Origin of the sequence: Natronosalvus vescus (assembly GCF_023973145.1) — an archaeon.
Lineage (GTDB): Archaea > Halobacteriota > Halobacteria > Halobacteriales > Natrialbaceae > Natronosalvus > Natronosalvus vescus.
Genome location: NZ_CP099546.1, coordinates 2,754,032 through 2,771,227, shown reverse-complemented (window position 1 = coordinate 2,771,227; position 17,196 = coordinate 2,754,032). Strand labels below are relative to the sequence as shown.

20 protein-coding genes and 1 tRNA gene are annotated in these 17,196 nt (G+C 61.5%); 13 read left to right on the top strand and 8 right to left on the bottom strand.

The window, feature by feature from the left end; genetic code table 11:
* Positions 1-34 precede the first annotated feature (34 nt).
* Together NGM68_RS13360 and NGM68_RS13355 are read left to right on the top strand one after the other, a co-directional pair.
* Positions 35-1,258 carry an RNA-guided endonuclease InsQ/TnpB family protein gene (locus NGM68_RS13360; RefSeq protein ID WP_252698736.1) on the top strand — a complete coding sequence of 408 codons (1,224 nt, stop codon included), beginning with the start codon at positions 35-37 and terminating at the stop codon, positions 1,256-1,258.
* A 124-nt stretch (positions 1,259-1,382) separates the two neighbouring features.
* Complete coding sequence (locus tag NGM68_RS13355) at positions 1,383-1,883, top strand: GNAT family N-acetyltransferase (protein WP_252698735.1); 501 nt, start codon at positions 1,383-1,385, stop codon at positions 1,881-1,883.
* Between the two features lie 127 nt (positions 1,884-2,010).
* Here the strand turns inward: NGM68_RS13355 and NGM68_RS13350 are convergent, their stop codons facing one another.
* The 6 genes from NGM68_RS13350 to NGM68_RS13325 form a co-directional block, all read right to left on the bottom strand.
* Positions 2,011-2,325 carry a GNAT family N-acetyltransferase gene (locus tag NGM68_RS13350; RefSeq protein WP_252698734.1) on the bottom strand — a complete coding sequence of 105 codons (315 nt, stop codon included), beginning with the start codon at positions 2,323-2,325 and terminating at the stop codon, positions 2,011-2,013.
* Position 2,326: 1 nt separating this feature from the next.
* Complete coding sequence (locus NGM68_RS13345) at positions 2,327-2,785, bottom strand: J domain-containing protein (protein ID WP_252698733.1); 459 nt, start codon at positions 2,783-2,785, stop codon at positions 2,327-2,329.
* Positions 2,778-3,008, bottom strand: a complete 231-nt coding sequence (locus NGM68_RS13340) for a DUF7563 family protein (protein WP_425493573.1) — start codon at positions 3,006-3,008, stop codon at positions 2,778-2,780. Before NGM68_RS13340 ends, NGM68_RS13345 begins: the two co-directional genes overlap by 8 nt.
* 177 nt (positions 3,009-3,185) lie before the next feature.
* A tRNA-Ala gene (locus NGM68_RS13335) sits at positions 3,186-3,257 on the bottom strand.
* 66 nt (positions 3,258-3,323) lie between these two features.
* The gene (locus tag NGM68_RS13330; protein WP_252698731.1) at positions 3,324-3,962 is read right to left on the bottom strand and encodes a rhomboid family intramembrane serine protease; all 639 of its coding nucleotides are present in this window, start codon (positions 3,960-3,962) and stop codon (positions 3,324-3,326) included.
* A 185-nt stretch (positions 3,963-4,147) separates the two neighbouring features.
* Positions 4,148-4,318 carry a DUF7560 family zinc ribbon protein gene (locus tag NGM68_RS13325; RefSeq protein WP_252698730.1) on the bottom strand — a complete coding sequence of 57 codons (171 nt, stop codon included), beginning with the start codon at positions 4,316-4,318 and terminating at the stop codon, positions 4,148-4,150.
* Between the two features lie 369 nt (positions 4,319-4,687).
* On the opposite strand from NGM68_RS13325, the gene NGM68_RS13320 reads away from it, so the two are divergent.
* The 9 genes from NGM68_RS13320 (at position 4,688) to NGM68_RS13280 (ending at position 13,681) form a co-directional block, all read left to right on the top strand.
* Positions 4,688-5,824 (top strand): thiolase family protein, encoded by a 1,137-nt coding sequence (locus NGM68_RS13320; protein WP_252698729.1) that lies wholly within the window; start codon positions 4,688-4,690, stop codon positions 5,822-5,824.
* Positions 5,825-6,085: 261 nt separating this feature from the next.
* Positions 6,086-7,063: an ROK family protein gene (locus NGM68_RS13315; protein WP_252698728.1), complete on the top strand. Its 978-nt coding sequence runs from the start codon at positions 6,086-6,088 to the stop codon at positions 7,061-7,063.
* A gap of 104 nt (positions 7,064-7,167) precedes the next feature.
* The gene (locus NGM68_RS13310) at positions 7,168-8,724 is read left to right on the top strand and encodes an LVIVD repeat-containing protein (RefSeq protein WP_252698727.1); all 1,557 of its coding nucleotides are present in this window, start codon (positions 7,168-7,170) and stop codon (positions 8,722-8,724) included.
* 86 nt (positions 8,725-8,810) lie between these two features.
* Positions 8,811-9,173: a NifU family protein gene (locus NGM68_RS13305; protein ID WP_252698726.1), complete on the top strand. Its 363-nt coding sequence runs from the start codon at positions 8,811-8,813 to the stop codon at positions 9,171-9,173.
* 234 nt (positions 9,174-9,407) lie between these two features.
* Positions 9,408-9,986, top strand: a complete 579-nt coding sequence (locus NGM68_RS13300; RefSeq protein ID WP_252698725.1) for an amino acid-binding protein — start codon at positions 9,408-9,410, stop codon at positions 9,984-9,986.
* On the top strand, positions 9,986-10,930 hold the full coding sequence (locus NGM68_RS13295; protein WP_252698724.1) for a homoserine dehydrogenase: 945 nt from the start codon (positions 9,986-9,988) through the stop codon (positions 10,928-10,930). The genes NGM68_RS13300 and NGM68_RS13295 overlap by 1 nt, the downstream gene beginning before the upstream one ends.
* A 228-nt stretch (positions 10,931-11,158) precedes the next feature.
* On the top strand, positions 11,159-12,424 hold the full coding sequence (tuf, locus tag NGM68_RS13290) for a translation elongation factor EF-1 subunit alpha (RefSeq protein ID WP_252698723.1): 1,266 nt from the start codon (positions 11,159-11,161) through the stop codon (positions 12,422-12,424).
* Entirely contained in the window at positions 12,421-12,732 is a 312-nt protein-coding gene (gene rpsJ / locus NGM68_RS13285; RefSeq protein WP_425493624.1) for a 30S ribosomal protein S10, read from the top strand. Before tuf ends, rpsJ begins: the two co-directional genes overlap by 4 nt.
* Positions 12,733-13,294: 562 nt before the next feature.
* Positions 13,295-13,681 (top strand): ArsR/SmtB family transcription factor, encoded by a 387-nt coding sequence (locus tag NGM68_RS13280; RefSeq protein WP_252698721.1) that lies wholly within the window; start codon positions 13,295-13,297, stop codon positions 13,679-13,681.
* A gap of 84 nt (positions 13,682-13,765) precedes the next feature.
* On the opposite strand, the gene NGM68_RS13275 is transcribed toward NGM68_RS13280, so the two are convergent.
* The gene (locus tag NGM68_RS13275; RefSeq protein WP_252698720.1) at positions 13,766-14,551 is read right to left on the bottom strand and encodes an ABC transporter permease subunit; all 786 of its coding nucleotides are present in this window, start codon (positions 14,549-14,551) and stop codon (positions 13,766-13,768) included.
* Positions 14,544-15,467 (bottom strand): ABC transporter ATP-binding protein, encoded by a 924-nt coding sequence (locus NGM68_RS13270; protein ID WP_252698719.1) that lies wholly within the window; start codon positions 15,465-15,467, stop codon positions 14,544-14,546. Before NGM68_RS13270 ends, NGM68_RS13275 begins: the two co-directional genes overlap by 8 nt.
* A 257-nt stretch (positions 15,468-15,724) precedes the next feature.
* Between NGM68_RS13270 and trxA the strand changes: the two genes are divergently transcribed.
* Positions 15,725-16,087, top strand: a complete 363-nt coding sequence (trxA, locus tag NGM68_RS13265; RefSeq protein WP_252698718.1) for a thioredoxin — start codon at positions 15,725-15,727, stop codon at positions 16,085-16,087.
* Positions 16,084-17,109, top strand: a complete 1,026-nt coding sequence (locus NGM68_RS13260; protein ID WP_252698717.1) for an NAD(P)/FAD-dependent oxidoreductase — start codon at positions 16,084-16,086, stop codon at positions 17,107-17,109. Before trxA ends, NGM68_RS13260 begins: the two co-directional genes overlap by 4 nt.
* Positions 17,110-17,196 lie beyond the last annotated feature (87 nt).

Below are 17,196 nucleotides of genomic sequence, written 5' to 3'. Positions count from 1 at the left end.
AATCATTAAATAGTTATGTCTCGTCTAATGAAGTATGGCAGAGGTGGTCAGGAACATCCAAGTCAAACTCACCATCCCCGAGTCACAACACTCGACTGTTGACCAGACGTTTGAAGAGTTCCGACACGCCGCCCAACACGTCGCAGACCACGGATGGAGCGACGACCCAGACCACCTTGTCAAAGCCAAAAACAAACTCCACAAAGCCACGTACACCGAAGTCCGCGAACAGACCAATCTCCAAGCCAGTCTCGTCCAATCTGCGAGAAACCTCGCCGCCGACGCCTTGTCGAACTGCCACGACTTGCTCGGAGACACTAAGAACACGAGCAAACCAGAGTTCCGGGGTACTGTCATCGTGTACAACGGGCGCACCATCACGTACAACGACGACCATGTGACACTCTCCACCGTGGAAGGTCGCGTGAAAGCCGAGTACGTCTTCCCATACCACGACGAGGGAACACCGTTTGAGGAGTACTGGAACGAGGACAAGTGGGAGAAGAAAGAGGCCACGCTCCACAAGCGTGACGGAGAATACTATCTCCACGTTGCCGTCGAGAAAGACGTTGACCCTGTTTCTACGGACGAGAAGACCGAGAACGGAGTGGTTCTCGGCGTTGACCTCAACGTGGACGGCTACCTCGCCGTTACCAGCACAGGAGCGTTCCTCGGCAACGCGGACGAACTCAACCACAGGCGAGACGAGTACGAACGTCGCCGTGGAAACCTGCAACAAACAGGCACACGCTCGGCACACCTCACCATCCAGTCAATCGGTGACAGGTTTGCCGAGTGGAGTCGTCACCGCTTACACGATGTGTCGAACGGTATCGTTCGAGAAACCATCGAGAACGACTGCACGCATATCGCGTTTGAGCGGTTAACGTGGATTTGGACGCGCATCTCGAATGCTTCGAAGTTCCAGCAGTGGGCGTTCCGCGAGATTCAGCGACAGGTCGAGTACAAGGCCGAGGAACACGGTATCGACGTCGATACCGTTGCTCCACAGTACACGTCACAGCGATGCAGTCACGGCGAGTGTGGGTTCACTCACGAGGACAACCGTGATGGCGACGAGTTCGAGTGTCTGAAGTGCGGGAGGGAGTTGCACGCGGATTACAATGCGGCTCGAAATGTGGCGTGGCGTCTTGTCCAGAACTGGCTCAAGTCTGGGTCTGGACGGGCTACCAGTCAACTAGCCCTGAAGTCAGGAACGGTGAACGCGAACGGCGATTTCAACGCCTCCGCTGTCTAGCGGCAGAGCGGGAGTTCACTGACAAGCCCCGACCCTTGAGGTCGGGGTTGTTGACCAGGGTGAGAGCGGTGACTGAGACGGAATCATCGGAGTAATTTTGTCGTCTTGAAGAGTTTTTATTGGTATGGATGTCGTCATCGCCCCAGCGGAACAGCAGCACGTCGATGGAATCTGTCGTGTCTGTGCTGAAGGCTGGCGCGAGACGTACGCCGGTATCCTTCCCGACGAAGAAATCGAAGCGACCATAGAGGAGTTCTACACTCCCGAGCGAGTGGCGCAGGAAGTACGCTCACCAGAGGACTGGGATGGCTGGCTCGTCGCGCTCAATGACAAGGAAGTCGTTGGTGCGGGTGGTGGTGGTCTCACCGAACCGAACGTCGGCGAGGTATTCGTCCTCTACGTTGCCCCATCAGCAAAACGCCGAGGAATTGGTACCCGATTGCTCGAAGCGATAACGAAACAGCAACTCGAGCACGGTGCGACCGAACAATGGGTTTCTATCGTGCCTAACAACAAAATTGGCAAATCGTTCTACCAAAAACATGGATTTGAGAGTGTTGGAGAGCGAGAGGCCTACAGCGATACAAGCGACCGAAATTCACTTCGGCTCAAACGGTCTGTCTAATCTGCCTCGCAGCTTGAAACGGCAAAATGTGCGATAACTGTAACACCAGTCCGAGACTTGAACAAAGATGAGTAACGTGACGAGCGGTGATTAGAGCAGCTATCAAGACCTGGCATGCGACGACAGGCTATTCCAGCGGTTGTTTGTACACGTAGCTGGCCCGTTCCATCCCGGCCCGTTCCTCATAGAAGCGATGTGCATCCTCCCGCTGGAGACCCGAAGAGAGCGCGACGAGTTCACAGTTGTTCTCCTCTGCCCAGTCTTCGACGAAAGAGAGGAGTTTGAGACCGTGCCCCTCCGATCGATGGTCGGCGTCCGTCACCAGTTCATAGACCCATACGTGGCGACCGTAGTACATGTTCACCTGAATCCCGACGCCTGCGAGCGCAACTATTTCGTCATCTACGGAGACGGCGAAGAGTCGGTATCCGTCATCGATCATTTCACGCAACCTCGAGGACAGCGTACGGTGATGCGGTGGCTTCGACGGCCTCACCAGCGCTCGGGAGTCGAAATGTCTGGTACTCGCTTTCGGCGGTGACCGTCCCGCGCTGTTTCTGCATCCGAGTTTCGTGCAGGTAGTGGTAGATATCCTGGGCGTTGTCGCGCAGGTTATCCCACCGATCACACGCCGCAGCCATCTGCTCGCCGTCTTTCGTGAAGTAGGCGACGACGCCCGGATCATCCGGTTTCGAAGCGTTAGCGTACGAGAGGTTCGAATTATGTTTGAGGTGATCTGCCCCGCTTTCGAGTTGGACGTCGGTGACACCGTCCCACGTCTTCAGCTCGCCGAGGATGTTCTGGAACGCGCGCCGAGTCTGAACGCGGAAGTTCCCTGGATAGGATTCACGGTCTTCCTCAGCCGTCCGCAGTAAGGCATCCGGCCACTCCAGGTCAGACATCGGACTCACCCCCGTGACGACCGGGCGACGTCTCGGGATCTGGAATCGCGACGTCGACCCCCGCGCCGCTCCCGCGTGACAGCCGTTGGTAGGAATCGCACTCGCCACAGCGGTGGGCGCGGTCGCGATCGTCACCGAACACCCGAGTGAACTGGGTGGTTACGTGGGCTCCACAGTGGCGGCACGTCGATCCGCTCGAGGACGGCCGGTGACTCACTGCCACAGCGACCACCCCCCGTTTTCCTTCGACCGAATTGGCGTACAGCGTCGAGGCGAGACCCGCGCGGGAACCACTCGTCTCAAATCGCTGGAAAATTACACCCGTTCCCCGAACGCACAATGGAAATGAGTCGCTATAGAAGCGACTAACGGGATAATTCGAAACGTGTCAGAATCGTGATGGACTCGCCGGGATTTGAACCCGGGGCCTCTTCCTTGCGAAGGAAGCGATCTGCCACTGATCTACGAGCCCTCGAGCATTCCTACCCGCGGTTTGTATTTGTACCTTGTGTTTCGCCAAAGTGGCCGTCACTGCCTCTCAAGCCGCCCGCCCCGTCGGCTGTCTCGTCCGCGACACCTCGAGCAGGCCCGCACGGCCGGCGACCAACCCGAGGAAAAAGCCGGTGAAGTGGGCAATCAGGGCTACTTGCGGGGCCGCCGTCAGGATCGTAGTGGCCCCGGCGAGCACGAGAAAGACGACGAGGGTCATCCACAGCGGCACCTGGATCCGGGACGCCAATCCGTCCGACAGCCGGTTCCCGGCCAGCAGATACCCCATCAGGGCGAAGACGGCACCGCTCGCCCCGAGGACGCCCGCTGCTCCACCCGATCCAGCCAGCGAGGCCAGCGCACTCGTGATGACCACCTGGGAGACGCCGGCGATCGCCCCCATCGTGATGAAGAACGTGTGGAATCGCACGCGCGTCGTCGCCCGGGCGATCGGCCACCCGAAGAGCACCAGACCGATACTGTTCGAGAGGAGGTGCCCGACGCCTGCATGGGCGTAGACGCTCGTCACGATCGTCCACGGCTGGTTCTCGATGGGAACCTCGAGGACGAACAGTCCTGCCATCATGGCCATGCTGAACAGGGAGGTGATCGCCTGGAGGACAAACACGATGGTGAAGAGCGCGAGCGTCTCGAGGATCGGACTCCCGGTGCCGGGATCGGAGGACATGGGACGGGTAGACGTACCTCGAGCAGATACAAAAGGATTCAGCCACCAGCACTCGAGAATGGGGTCGTTAGCGTGCCGTTCTATCGCGGAGATGCCGCCACTCAATGATCCTGCCCGTATTCAAATGTATCTGGATAGTCGACAGGAGAGAGAAGAGAGGTCGGCCGTTCGAACAGTCTCTGGTGTCAGGTCTCAGGTCGTGACTCCTCCGGTGCGGTTTCGAAATGATCTGGGCTCACGGTCGACCCACACACGACACACCCGTTTTCGACGAGTGCGTTTCGCATGGAGGCGTTGACCGTGATGGACTGTGTACACTCCGGACAGACGAAGATGAAGTCCTCACTTGTGCTCATTGTTACTGAGTGATACACTGTTCAGTAATAAGTTCCCACCTCTTGTTCTGAGGTCGTGAGAACTCGCCCGATCAGGATCGGTCTGTGGGTTCGCTTGCGACAGGTACCATCGATGGCGATGCTGGTGACTCTCGATCGCGTGCATCCGCCAGGCCATCGGATCCAATTGCGTGACAGTACCAATTACATAAAAACGTCACTTTCTGTAGTTTAGCATCTTACTGTCTACAACCGGCAAAAGCACGACCGCTCGAGAAAATAGCTTGTCGACGACGCTCGAGCCACGCCACCGAACTGAGCCAGTAAACTCCGCTCGCGTCCCCGACAGTTCTACGGCCATTTAAGTCCGTGAAGAACCTTTGAGCACGTATGTCACAGACACCAGTGATCGTGCAGGCGCTGCGGACGCCACAGGGGAAAGACGGCGGCGTGTTCGCCGACGTGCGAAGCGAGGATCTGTCGATTCCGATCGTCAACGAGATACTCACAGAGACGGGGCTCTCGGGGGATGACATCGACGACCTGATGTGGGGCTGCGCCCAGCAGCGGGGCGAGCAGGACAACAACGTGGCTCGAGTCATCGCCTTGCTCTCCGACCTCGGCGAGTCCGTCCCGGCGACGACGATCAACCGCTGGTGTGCCTCGTCCATGCAGACGATCATGTCGGCGTCGGACGCCATCCGCGCCGGCCAGCGCGAGTGCATCATCGCGGGCGGGGTCGAGAACATGTCCCGGAACCCGATGGGAGAGGGCCACGTCCACCTCCACCCACAGCTGGCCACCGAGTACAACGTCGGCGAACTCCAGATGGGGATGACCGCCGAGAAGGTCGCCGAAGTGTACGACGTCGACCGGGAAACCCAGGACGAGTACGCCCTGGAGAGTCACCGGCGCGCGCACGCGGCGACCGAGGAGGGTCGCTTTGAGAACCAGATCGTCCCCATCGAGACCGACGAAGGGACGATCACCGAGGACGAGGGCATCCGTCCGGACACCGACCTCGAGACGCTCGCGGGTCTCCCCACGGTGTTCAAAGGTGACGGGACGGTCACCCCCGGCAACGCCTCCCAGATCTCCGACGGCGCGGCCGGCGTGATGGTCACGAGCGAGGCGTTCGCCGAGGAACACGACCTCGAGATCCTGGCGACCGTCGGCAGCAACAACGTGGCGGGCGTCGACCCGACCGTGATGGGTATCGGCCCGGTGCCGGCCACCCGCGGGCTGCTCGACCGGACGGGTCGAGCGATCGACGACTACGATCTGGTGGAACTCAACGAGGCGTTCGCGAGCCAGTGTGTCTACAGCCGCGACGAACTCGGCGTCGGTCCAGAGAAATTCAACGTCAACGGCGGGGCGATCGCGATCGGTCACCCGCTCGGTGCCTCCGGTGCCCGGTTGCCGGTAACCTTGATCCACGAACTCCACGAGCGCGGCGGCGGCCGTGGTCTGGCGACGCTCTGTGTCGGATTCGGCCAGGGCGCGGCAATCGAGTTCGAGGTCGAGTAACGCGATCGACCGAAGGAGATCGTTTTTGTCGGATCGTCACGCAGACGGTGTGACCTCCAACGCGGGTCGTCTTTAACAGAGCGACGACCAAAACGGATCGTCCCGAACAGAGCACGCCCTCGAGACACCGATCTCGAGCCGCTCCACTCCCGAAATTCTGTGCCGGTACGTTCCCCGATGACACGGGGAATGTGAGGGCTACTCGATCTCGAGTAACAATGTGTGCAGTTAAGTGTCGGGCCGTCGCGTTCACGGATAGGAATGGTCTACTACGCGGGCGTCGATCTGGGCGCAACCAACGTTCGAGCGATCGTCGGCGACGGCGACGGCCGGTGCCTCGGTCAGAGCCGAAACGGGACGCCACGAGGCCCGACCGGGATCGACGTCACCGAGAAAGTGCTGGCGACGCTGCGGGACGCCTGCGACGAGGCAGGAGTCGAACCGACACGGGTCGAGGCCGTCGGGATCGGCTCGATCGGCCCGTTCGACCTCGCCGAGGGCGCGGTGATCGATCCCGCAAACCTTCCCGATACGATCGATCGAATCCCGCTGACGGGGCCGATTTCGAAGCTCGTCGACTCCGCGGAGGTGTACCTCCACAACGACACCAACGCGGGCGTCATCGGTGAACGATTTCATTCCGATCGCAATCCCGATGACATGGTGTACGTCACGATCTCCTCGGGGATCGGCGCGGGTGTGTGCTGTGACGGCCACATCATCGACGGCTGGGACGGCAACGCTGGCGAAGTCGGCCACTGCGTCGTCGACCCGCGCGGGCGACTCACCTGTGGCTGTGGGAAAGACGGCCACTGGGAAGGCTACTGCTCCGGAAACAACATCCCCCGCTACGCCAAGTTGCTCGCCGAGGACGATCCGACCATCGAGACCGACCTCCCGCTCGAGGATCCCGACTTCACTGCCAAAGACGTCTTCGAGCTGGCCGGAGACGACGAACTGGCCGACCACACGATCGAACAGCTCGCTCACTGGAACGCGATCGGCATCGCGAACATCGTCCACTCCTACGCCCCACTGGTCGTCTCGCTGGGAGGAGCGGTCGTCCTCAACAACGAGGAACTGGTGGTCGATCCGATTCGCGAGCGCGTCCCCGACATGGTGATGTCGAACGTTCCCCAGATCACGGTGACCGAACAAGGTGACGACGTGGTTCTCGAGGGGGCGCTAGCGAGTGCGCTCACCGAGGGGACGGGTGACCGACGGCTGATGCGGTCGTAAGGCTCGACCGACCGGTAGGCTGCTGTTCGTGACCACGAGCGACGAGCGACCGGGATCAACGCCAAAGCACACAGCGTTTTATGCCATCAGTACGTGTTGTGAATATGGAACGACGAGCCCTCCTTCGTTCTCTCGGCGTTGCTACCGCGGGAACAGCTCTCGGCCTCTCCGCCTCGAGCGCACAGGCAACGCGAACGACTGCCCAGGAGTCCTACGAACCCCTCGGCGTCGTCGACGTCGATGGCGCGTGTGAAGCCGTCGTCGGTGACGACGGGGAGACGGTCTACATCGCGGCGATCGACGGCTTCGTCACGGTCGACATCTCCGATCCAAGTGACCCGACGATCCTCGCCGACCGTCGCAACCTCCTCGAAGACGACTATCCAGAGTTCAGTGATATCCTCGACGTCAAGGTCAGTGGCGATCGACTCGCGGTCGTCGGTCCTGGCGGCGTCAACCCGTCGCTATTCAACGGGTTCGTCCTCTATGACGTCAGCGATCCCGCCGACCCCGTTCAGGTGAGCGAACCCTACGAGACGGGCTATCACATCCACAACTGCTTTCTCGAGGACGACCGACTCTACCTCGTCGCCAACGACCTCGAGGAAAATCCCCTCGCCATCTTCGACGTCAGCGACGACGAGCCCGAAGAGGTCGGTCGCTGGTCGCTGCTCGAACACGAACCTCGATGGGCGGACGTCAGTCCGTATATCTGGTATCTCCACGACGTCTACGTTCAATCGGGGATCGCCTACCTGGCGTACTGGAACGCCGGCACCTATCTGCTCGACGTGAGCGAACCGGCCGACCCCACCTATCTGTCACACGTTACAGAGACGACGGTCGAGTCCCAGCTCGAGATCGACGAGGGGGAAGAATCCGATTATCAGCTCGGCCTCCCGGGGAACGACCACTACTCGGCCGTCGACGACACGGGGACGATCCTCGCGGTTGGTCGAGAAGCCTGGGAGACCGACGCTCCGGAAGCAGACGGGCCGGGTGGCATCGATCTCTTCGACGTCAGCGATCCTACTGACCCGGTGTTCGCGGCCTCTATCGAGGCCCCCGACTCGCCGGATGCCACCTACCAGGGCGGCCAGTGGACGACAGCACACAACTTCGAGATTCGAGACGGCTGGCTCTACTCGTCGTGGTATCAGGGTGGCGTGACGATTCACGACCTCTCGGTGCTCGAAGAACCCGAGGAGATTACCGCCTGGCGCGACCCCACAGCGGCTGGCTTCTGGACGGCCCGCGTCGCCCAGTCGGGGGAAACGTTCGTCGCCAGTTCCACGCCACTCATTCCCGGTGCTGGAATCGACGGCGCGCTGTACGTGTTCCCGAGCGAGCCCGGCGAACAGGTCGACCCGCCGGCGTTCGAGGAGGCGGACGACACCGATGATAGTGGTGTCGATACTGGCGACGGCGACGATACCGGGGAATCTGACGAGGATCAAAGTGGAGACGACGACACTGGCGACACCGACGAGACGACGGATGCGGACGACTCGAGCGGAACGGCACCGGCCGCGGACGACACCACGGAAGACGATCCGATTCCAGGGTTTACCTCGCTCGCGACAGCGACCGGCATCGCTGGTGGTGTGGCCGCCCTCGAGCGTCGGCGTCGAACTCGAACGGAGAATAGCGAGAACGACTGATTGGACGACTCGTCCGGCCACGAGAGCCGCCTCGACACCGGTCGCCAAACCAAACCCTTTCAGCGGTGGGTCGCCTAACGCCGATAATGACCGACGCCGACGACGCCCCGCTCAACGAACGCGTCGAGCAGTGGCTGACCCGCGAGATGCCGATAATCAAGATGCACGGCGGCACGAGTGCGGTTCGAGAGGCCGACCCGGAAACCGGTGAGGTAATCATCGAACTCGGGGGCGGCTGTAGCGGCTGTGAGGTTGCCGACATCACGACGGGAAACATCGAAGCCGAGTTGCTCACCTGGCCCGAGATCACGGACGTGACGGTTCGGGTTCCTGATCCACGCGAGAGTCTCGGCGGGCCCCAACAGGCCGAATCGATAATGGGTATCGACCGTACGGAGGGCGGTCGGGGCGACTGGGGATCGTCGAATCCCGGCAAAGATCACATCTGAGGCGGCTCGAGCGGGCTGTTCGTGGCCGTCACAGGTCGAGTCCGTGTCGTGACGCGAGCGTATTATCAGGAAGCCACGACTTCGGTCGTGGGCTTCCACCTTCCGACTGTGTGACTCGAGCGTGCACCCTGTTCACACGCCCGGTCAGTTTTGCGACCGCCTATACGTTTTTTTAGTCCCGTTGCCCAGACGTACCCATGAAAACGCGTGGACGCCCACCGGGAGGCATCGTCGATGAGTGACGAGTTCGCTGCCGGTGAATCGACAGCTGACGCCGACTATCCACCCGAGACGGATGGTGGCGTCCAGGCGTACACCGTCCGCCTCGAACTCGTCGACGAGCCAGGCGAATTACTTCGGGCACTGGCACCCATCAGCGAGAACGGGGGCAACCTCCTCAGTATTCACCACGAACGCGGCAACATCACCCCGCGCGGGCACATCCCCGTCGAGGTCGACCTCGAGTGTGCCCCCGGCCGGTTCGATGACATCGTCGCCGCGTTGCGCGAGGCAGGCATCAACGTGATCCAGGCCGGGCCGGAACGCTACGGCGAGGAACTGACGGTCGTGCTCGTCGGCCACCTCGTCGAAACCGACCTCTCGGATACGCTCTCGACGATCGAACGCGACGCGAACGCGTCTGTGCTCGACCTCTCACTCGCCGCGCCGGACGGCATGGATGCCACCTCGAGTGCGCGGTTGCGCCTCGCGGTCGACACTGACAGTGCTCGTCCTGTCCTGAACCACCTCCAGCGCCTCGCGGACGCGAAAGACCTCTGTCTCGTCGAACCGCTGGCGGGAGGTGATCGGTGATGCGCCTCGCCATACTGGGTGCCGGCGCCGTCGGCGCCGCCGTCACCGACCTCGCTGCCGAGTACGGCCACGAGGTCGTCGCGCTAGCGGACTCGAGCCGAGCAACTATCGCTGCCGACGCCGAGCAACTCGACGTCGAAGCGGCTCTCGAGCGGAAAGCCGGCGGTGAACCGCTCGGCACCGCTGAGCCCGAGACCGTGTTCGAGACCGACTACGACGTCCTGGTCGAAGCGACCCCCACCACGCTCGGAGACGCCGAACCAGGCTTTTCACACGTACGGCGGGCGCTAGAGGACGACAAACACGTCGTACTCGCGAACAAAGGCCCCGTGGCCGAACGCTACGACGAGGTGCGCGCACTCGAGCGAGACAGTTCCGGCTCGCTCCGGTTCGAGGCCGCCGTCGGCGGGGCGATCCCCGTCCTCTCGACGATAGAAGACTGCACGCCACAGGCCGTGTCCGCAGTTCGAGGCGTCCTCAACGGCACCGCGAACTTCATCCTGACGCGGATGGCAACCGAAGGGCTCGACTACGAACACGTCCTCGCGGAAGCTCAGGATCTGGGCGTCGCCGAGGCCGATCCGACCTTCGACGTCGACGGCACCGACGCCGCCTTGAAGTGCGTCATCCTGGCGAACGTGCTCGCCGACGGCGGCTTCTCCCTCGCAGACGCTGACGTCGAGGGCATTCAGGCCCTCCCACCAACGGCGCTCGAACTCGCGGCCGAGGACGGCCGGACGATTCGGCTGGTCGGCGAGGCGACGCGAGATGGCGTCCGCGTCGGCCCACGACTTGTCCCCGAAAACGGCGCAATGGCAGTCTCGGGCACCCAGAACATCGTCCAGATCCAGACCCGGCACGCGGGCGACCTGTACTCGAGCGGGCGAGGTGCCGGCGGGCCGGAGACGGCGACGGCGGTACTCTCGGATATTGGCCGGCTGTAACCGGTGACAGGGGCGTCACCACCGCTGCCCGTCGATTCTGTGGTTTGAGCGGGGGCATCCTGGGCTGCCAGCGATCGTGACCGTTCAATCCGACGGTTGCTCAATGCGTGTGTCAGACTCACAAACCGCAAGCAAGCGCGGGGGTGGCTCGAATACGCTTTCGAAATGGTTTTAACCGCATCGGGCAAAAGAGACCGATATAAGCGCCTTTGCGCGTGAGCTACAACAATGAGCGACAAACCGCACCAGAACCTGGCCATTATCGGCCACGTCGACCACGGAAAGAGTACGCTGGTCGGACGCCTCCTGTTCGAGACGGGAAGCGTACCCGAGCACGTCATCGAGCAGCACCGACAGGAAGCCGAAGAGAAAGGCAAAGGCGGATTCGAGTTCGCCTACGTCATGGACAACCTCGCTGAGGAGCGAGAGCGTGGTGTCACCATCGACATCGCCCACCAGGAGTTCGACACGGACAAGTACTACTTCACCATCGTCGACTGTCCTGGTCACCGTGACTTCGTCAAGAACATGATCACGGGCGCGTCCCAGGCGGACAACGCCGTCCTCGTCGTCGCCGCAGACGACGGTGTCGCACCCCAGACTCAGGAGCACGTCTTCCTGGCTCGTACCCTCGGTATCAACGAACTGATCATCGGTGTCAACAAGATGGACGTCGTCGACTACTCCGAGGACACCTTCAACGAGGTCAAAGAGGAAGTCAACCAGCTCCTCAACCAGGTACAGTTCCAGGTTTCGGACGACTCGTTCGTCCCGATCTCGGCGTTCGAAGGCGACAACATCGCCGAGGCCTCCGACAACACGCCATGGTACGACGGCCGTACCCTCCTCGAGTCCCTCAACGACCTGCCAGAGACCGACGAGCCATCCGACGCACCGCTGCGTCTGCCAATCCAGGACGTCTACACCATCTCCGGCATCGGTACCGTCCCAGTCGGGCGACTCGAGACCGGGACGATGAACGTCGGCGACAACGTCTCCTTCCAGCCAAGCGACGTTGGCGGCGAGGTCAAGACGATCGAGATGCACCACGAGGAAGTGCCCTCGGCCGGCCCCGGTGACAACGTCGGATTCAACGTCCGCGGCATCGGCAAAGACGACATCCGCCGCGGTGACGTCTGTGGTCCCGCCGACGACCCACCGAGCGTCGCCGAGACGTTCCAGGCCCAGATCATCGTCATGCAGCACCCGTCGGTGATCACCGCTGGCTACACGCCGGTCTTCCACGCTCACACGAGCCAGGTCGCGTGTACGATCGAGTCGATCGACAAGAAGATGGATCCCTCGAGCGGCGAGGTTGCCGAGGAGAACCCCGACTTCATCCAGTCGGGTGACGCTGCCGTCGTGACGATTCGACCGCAGAAGCCCCTCAGCATCGAGCCAGCAAGCGAGATCCCCGAGCTCGGGAGCTTCGCCATCCGCGACATGGGTCAGACCATCGCCGCTGGCAAAGTCCTGAGCGTCGACGAGAAATAATGCAGCAGGCACGCGTTCGACTCGCGGGCACCAACCCAGGCGATCTGGACGACATCTGTGCGGACGTCCGCGAGATTGCGAACAACACCGGCGTCAACCTCAGCGGTCCGATTCCGCTGCCGACGAAGACGCTCGAGGTGCCAGCGCGAAAGTCACCTGACGGCGAAGGCACCGCCACGTGGGAGCACTGGGAGATGCGCGTCCACAAGCGCCTGATCGATCTGGACGCCGACGAACGCGCACTCCGACAGCTCATGCGCATCCAGGTGCCAAACGACGTCTCGATCGAGATCGTCCTCGAGGACTAAGGGGACGACCCCTCTCGATTCGAGTCACTGATCTCGACGATCGATTGCGATTTTTCATTTTCACGCCGTGAGCTCTTGCTGGGATCGTTGGCGCGGCCGTGCGAAAGCTGCTGTAGCCGTACGGGAACTGTTGTGAGGCCCGTGTGATCTGTGGCTGTCGAGGATAGTAGCTGATCGAACGGGCTGGCGAGTACACAGCTCTCGAGCCGAAGTCGTCGTGGTCACACCGTCGGATTCATCATTGCGTTCTCCCGGGGCGCTTCGTTCCCTCGAGGTGCGTCTCAAGAGTGTGGCTCCTCGAGGCCGGGATCCGTCGCAGGGTAGTGCTCGCAGTAGGCCGAGGTATCCTACACAGGCGACGACTCACCCCGACTCACAACGATGACGCCACTGACCGGACCGCAGTCCGTGGACACAGTGCGCGACCAGGTCACACGGCACCGAGTTAGTGTCAAATCGCGTTTCAGATCGGATCGGTTGTCACCCGGCACACCGGGGGTATATAAACAACCCACCATATCGGTGGTGTACACTGGAGGCAGTATAGCCCCCACCATAGTGTATGAGCCAATCGCCGATGGCAGCAACCAGCCAGTACGGTCACAATGGATTGACGAACGGCGAAATCACCGTCTCCGGCGAAGAAGATATCACCACCGTGTTGAACGCACTCAACGACGGCGACTGCCGGACGATTCTCGAGGAACTCCGCAACACCGACGCGTTTCTCTCCGCGTCTGAACTCTCGGAACGCTGTGACGTGCCGCTGTCGACGACCTACAGAAAGGTCGAGTTGCTCACCGAGGCGTCCCTGGTCGAAGAACAACTGCGGATTCGTCGCTCCGGGAAGCACACGAGCGAGTACGGCCACTCCATCGACGACGTCAAAATCTCGGTGACGCCAGACGCAGGCGTCGAACTCGAACTCTCACACTGTCTGAGCGCCTGAGTCTCCGTTTGTTCCTGCTCTCGTAGCTCTCGTCGCTCTCGTCGTTTTCGTTCCCTCGTTTCATTCACGCAAATCGGATACCCCTCAAATATCCTTTCGAACGAACCAGAACTGACTGACGCCGACGAAGACGAGCGTCATCGCAATCATGACGCCAGCACCGACGAGGTCGTAGCTGCTCTCGAGGAGGATCTCGTTCGGATCGAAGTAGCGCATCGGGGCGATCGCGCCAACGAATTCGTAGTCCGTCCCCTCGAGCAAGGATTCGAGCATGAATAGCCCGAAGACCGTTGCGAGGGCGACCCGCTGCGCGATCGTCGCCCGATTGAACACGACCGAACAGACCAGCCCGATTCCGGCACAAGCGAACAGGTACGGAATCGACAACAGGTGGATGGCGAAGATGTCGGCGACAGCGAGAGATTCGTCGATCAGCCAGGCCCCGACCAGAACGACCACTGGCATCACGAGGTTGATCGTGACGATCGGGACGCCAATCGCGGCGAACTTCTCGGCCAGCAGCCGTGGACGAGACACCGGCATCGCCAGCGTCGTGTCCATCCGGCCACGATCGACGTCGTCGGCGATGAGCCCTGACGCGCTGTACGCGAAATAGAGGCCGAGTAGGATGATCCAGCCGAAGACGTAGACCTCGAACGCGAGAAAGCCTTCGAGCGATGCCATCGTCTGGATGTCGAACAACTGTAGCATCTGCTCCGGATACGCCTCGAGCAGTTCGTCCTCCTGGAACGAATCCCGGAAGGAAGGGTACACCCAGAAGATCATCGCCACGAGCAGGCTGAGTCCGAGGATCATGTAGACGCTCCCACGGATCCGTTTGCGCGCGTCGTAGCGGAAGAACTCAAACATCGTCGTCACCCCCGTAAAACCGCATAAACACGTCCTCGAGCGGAGCTTCCTCGATGGAGAGATCGAGCAGGTCGTACCCCGACACGCGACCGAGCAGGTGGTTGATGTCGCCGGTAAACGTGAACGCACATTCGGTGAACACGTCGGCTTCGCGTGCCTCGGATGACTCGCTGATGCCCACCTCGAGGTCGTGGACGCCCTCGAGGTCGAGCGCAGTCGTCGGAATCGGATCGGCGCTGTGGATGCGGATCGATTTGCCGCTGCGGGTGAGCAAGGCGTCGATCGGATCGATCGTCGTGAGCCGTCCGTCACGGATGATGGCGACCCGATCACAGAGGCGGCGCACCTCGCTCAGAATGTGCGAGGAGAAAAAGACCGTCACATCGCGTTGTTGTTCCGCCCGGAGGAAGTCAGCGAACCGCTGTTTCATCAGCGGATCGAGCCCGCTCGTGGGTTCGTCGAGGATCACCAGCTCCGGCTCGTGCATGAACGTCGTGACGAGCCCCAGTTTCTGGATGTTGCCCCTGGAGTACTCCCGAATCTTGCGCTCGAGCGGCGGGTCGAACAGTTCGAGGAGCTCCTCGCGGCGTTCGTCGCCTTTGACCGCCGCGTGGAGGTCGAGGATCTCAGTGCCGGTCGCCTGTTCGTCGAAGCCGGGGTCGTCCGAGAGGTAGCCGATGTTCCGTTTGGCCTCGAGCAACGCTTTCCGATCGCGGATATCGTGGCCGAGTATCCGGGCGGAACCGGCAGTCGGCGAGATAAATCCCAGAAGCATTCGAATCGTCGTCGTCTTCCCGGCACCGTTCGGGCCGAGAAAGCCAAAGATTTCCCCACGCTCGACATCGAACGTTAACGAATCGGCACCGAGCACCGAGCCGTAGTCCTTGGTGAGCCCCTCGAGTTCGATTGCGACCATACGGTAGGGTTCGTGTCGATCCATTTGTGTGTATGGGTGCGTGGGGTGTTGAGTTGGTATTCCCCCACACACGCCACGGTTCCAGTGTATTGCACAAAGTATACGATACCAATGTTTGAGAGAGATCTTCTGGACACCAGCACAACGCCCATTGTGCGAACATTCGTATTTTATGGCCTTCGGCAGGCAATTCCAGTTGTTCAATATTGTAAATACTATGCAAACCTTTAAACGGTCTCGACCCATACGAGGTCGTGATGGCAACAGATGCACACAGCGGATCACCGGTACAGTCGACTGACGAACCCGTCTATATCGACGGCGGCGCGCACCTCCAGGACGTCGTGAGTGACCACGAGGTCGTCCTCGTGGACTTCTTCGCCACCTGGTGTGGCCCGTGTAAGATGCTCGACCCCGTCCTCGAGGGGCTCGCTGACGAGACAGACGCCGTCATCGCCAAGGTCGACGTCGACCAGCACCAGCCACTCGCCGCCGAGTTCGGCGTGCGCGGCGTGCCGACGATGGTCGTCTTCGCCAATGGCGAACAGGTCGAACAGCACGTCGGCGTCCTGCCCGAACCACAGCTGCGGACACTGATCGAGGGTTACACGAGCGAATGAGCGACACACGAGACGACGTCCACGAGATCGTCATCGTCGGCTCCGGCGTGGCGGGTCTCTCGGCGGCCGTCTACGCCGCCCGCGCCGACCTCGAGCCCCTCGTCCTCGAGGGACCGGAACCCGGCGGCCAGCTGACGCTCACCACGGAGGTCGAGAACTACCTCGGCTTCCCCGAGGGCGTCGGCGGGATGGAGCTGATCCAGCAGGGCAAAGCACAGGCCAGTCGATTCGGCGCCGAGTTCACCCACGGCACCGTCGAGGGGACCGACCTCGAGGAGCGCCCATTCGAACTCGAGCTTTCGACCGGCGACACCGTCCGAACGCGGTCGCTGATCGTCGCTACCGGCGCGAGCGCACGCTGGGTTGGTGCCGAGAACGAAGACGAACTGATGGGGTACGGACTGTCGACGTGTGCGACGTGTGACGGCGCGTTCCATCGCGGCGACGACGTCCTCGTCATTGGCGGCGGCGACAGTGCGATGGAGGAGGCGCTCTTCCTCGCGAAGTTCGCCGACAGCGTCACGGTCGTCCACCGCCGGGACGAACTCCGGGCCTCGGACATCATGTCCCGACGTGCCCTCGAGCACGACTCGATCGAATTTCGGTGGAACACCGAACTGCTCGAGATCCACGGCTCTCAGGAGACCGGCGTGACGGGTGCGACGCTCGTCAGTCACCCCGACGGACACCCGACGGCCAAACTCGACGAGGACGTCACGCACGAAGACGTCGAGGTCGGCGGGGTCTTCTACGGTGTCGGCCACGTCCCGAACACGAATTTCCTCGAGGCAACGTCGGTCGATCTCGACGACGAGGGCTACCTCGTGACGCGAGACGGGATGACGACCGAGACGGCCGTCGAGGGCGTCTTCGGTGCCGGCGACGTGATGGATCCCGACTATCGGCAGGCGATTACCGCGGCCGGGACAGGCAGTATGGCCGCCCTCGACGCCGAGGACTGGCTCGAGACCACCGATCCCGTCATCGAACCCGTCACGCCGATGGCCAACTCGAGCGACTGATCACCGTCGGCGACCCGATGTGAGCATCACCGTGGTTGATCCGCCGTATCGAATTCGAAGCGATAATATTGTTATAACACCACAATT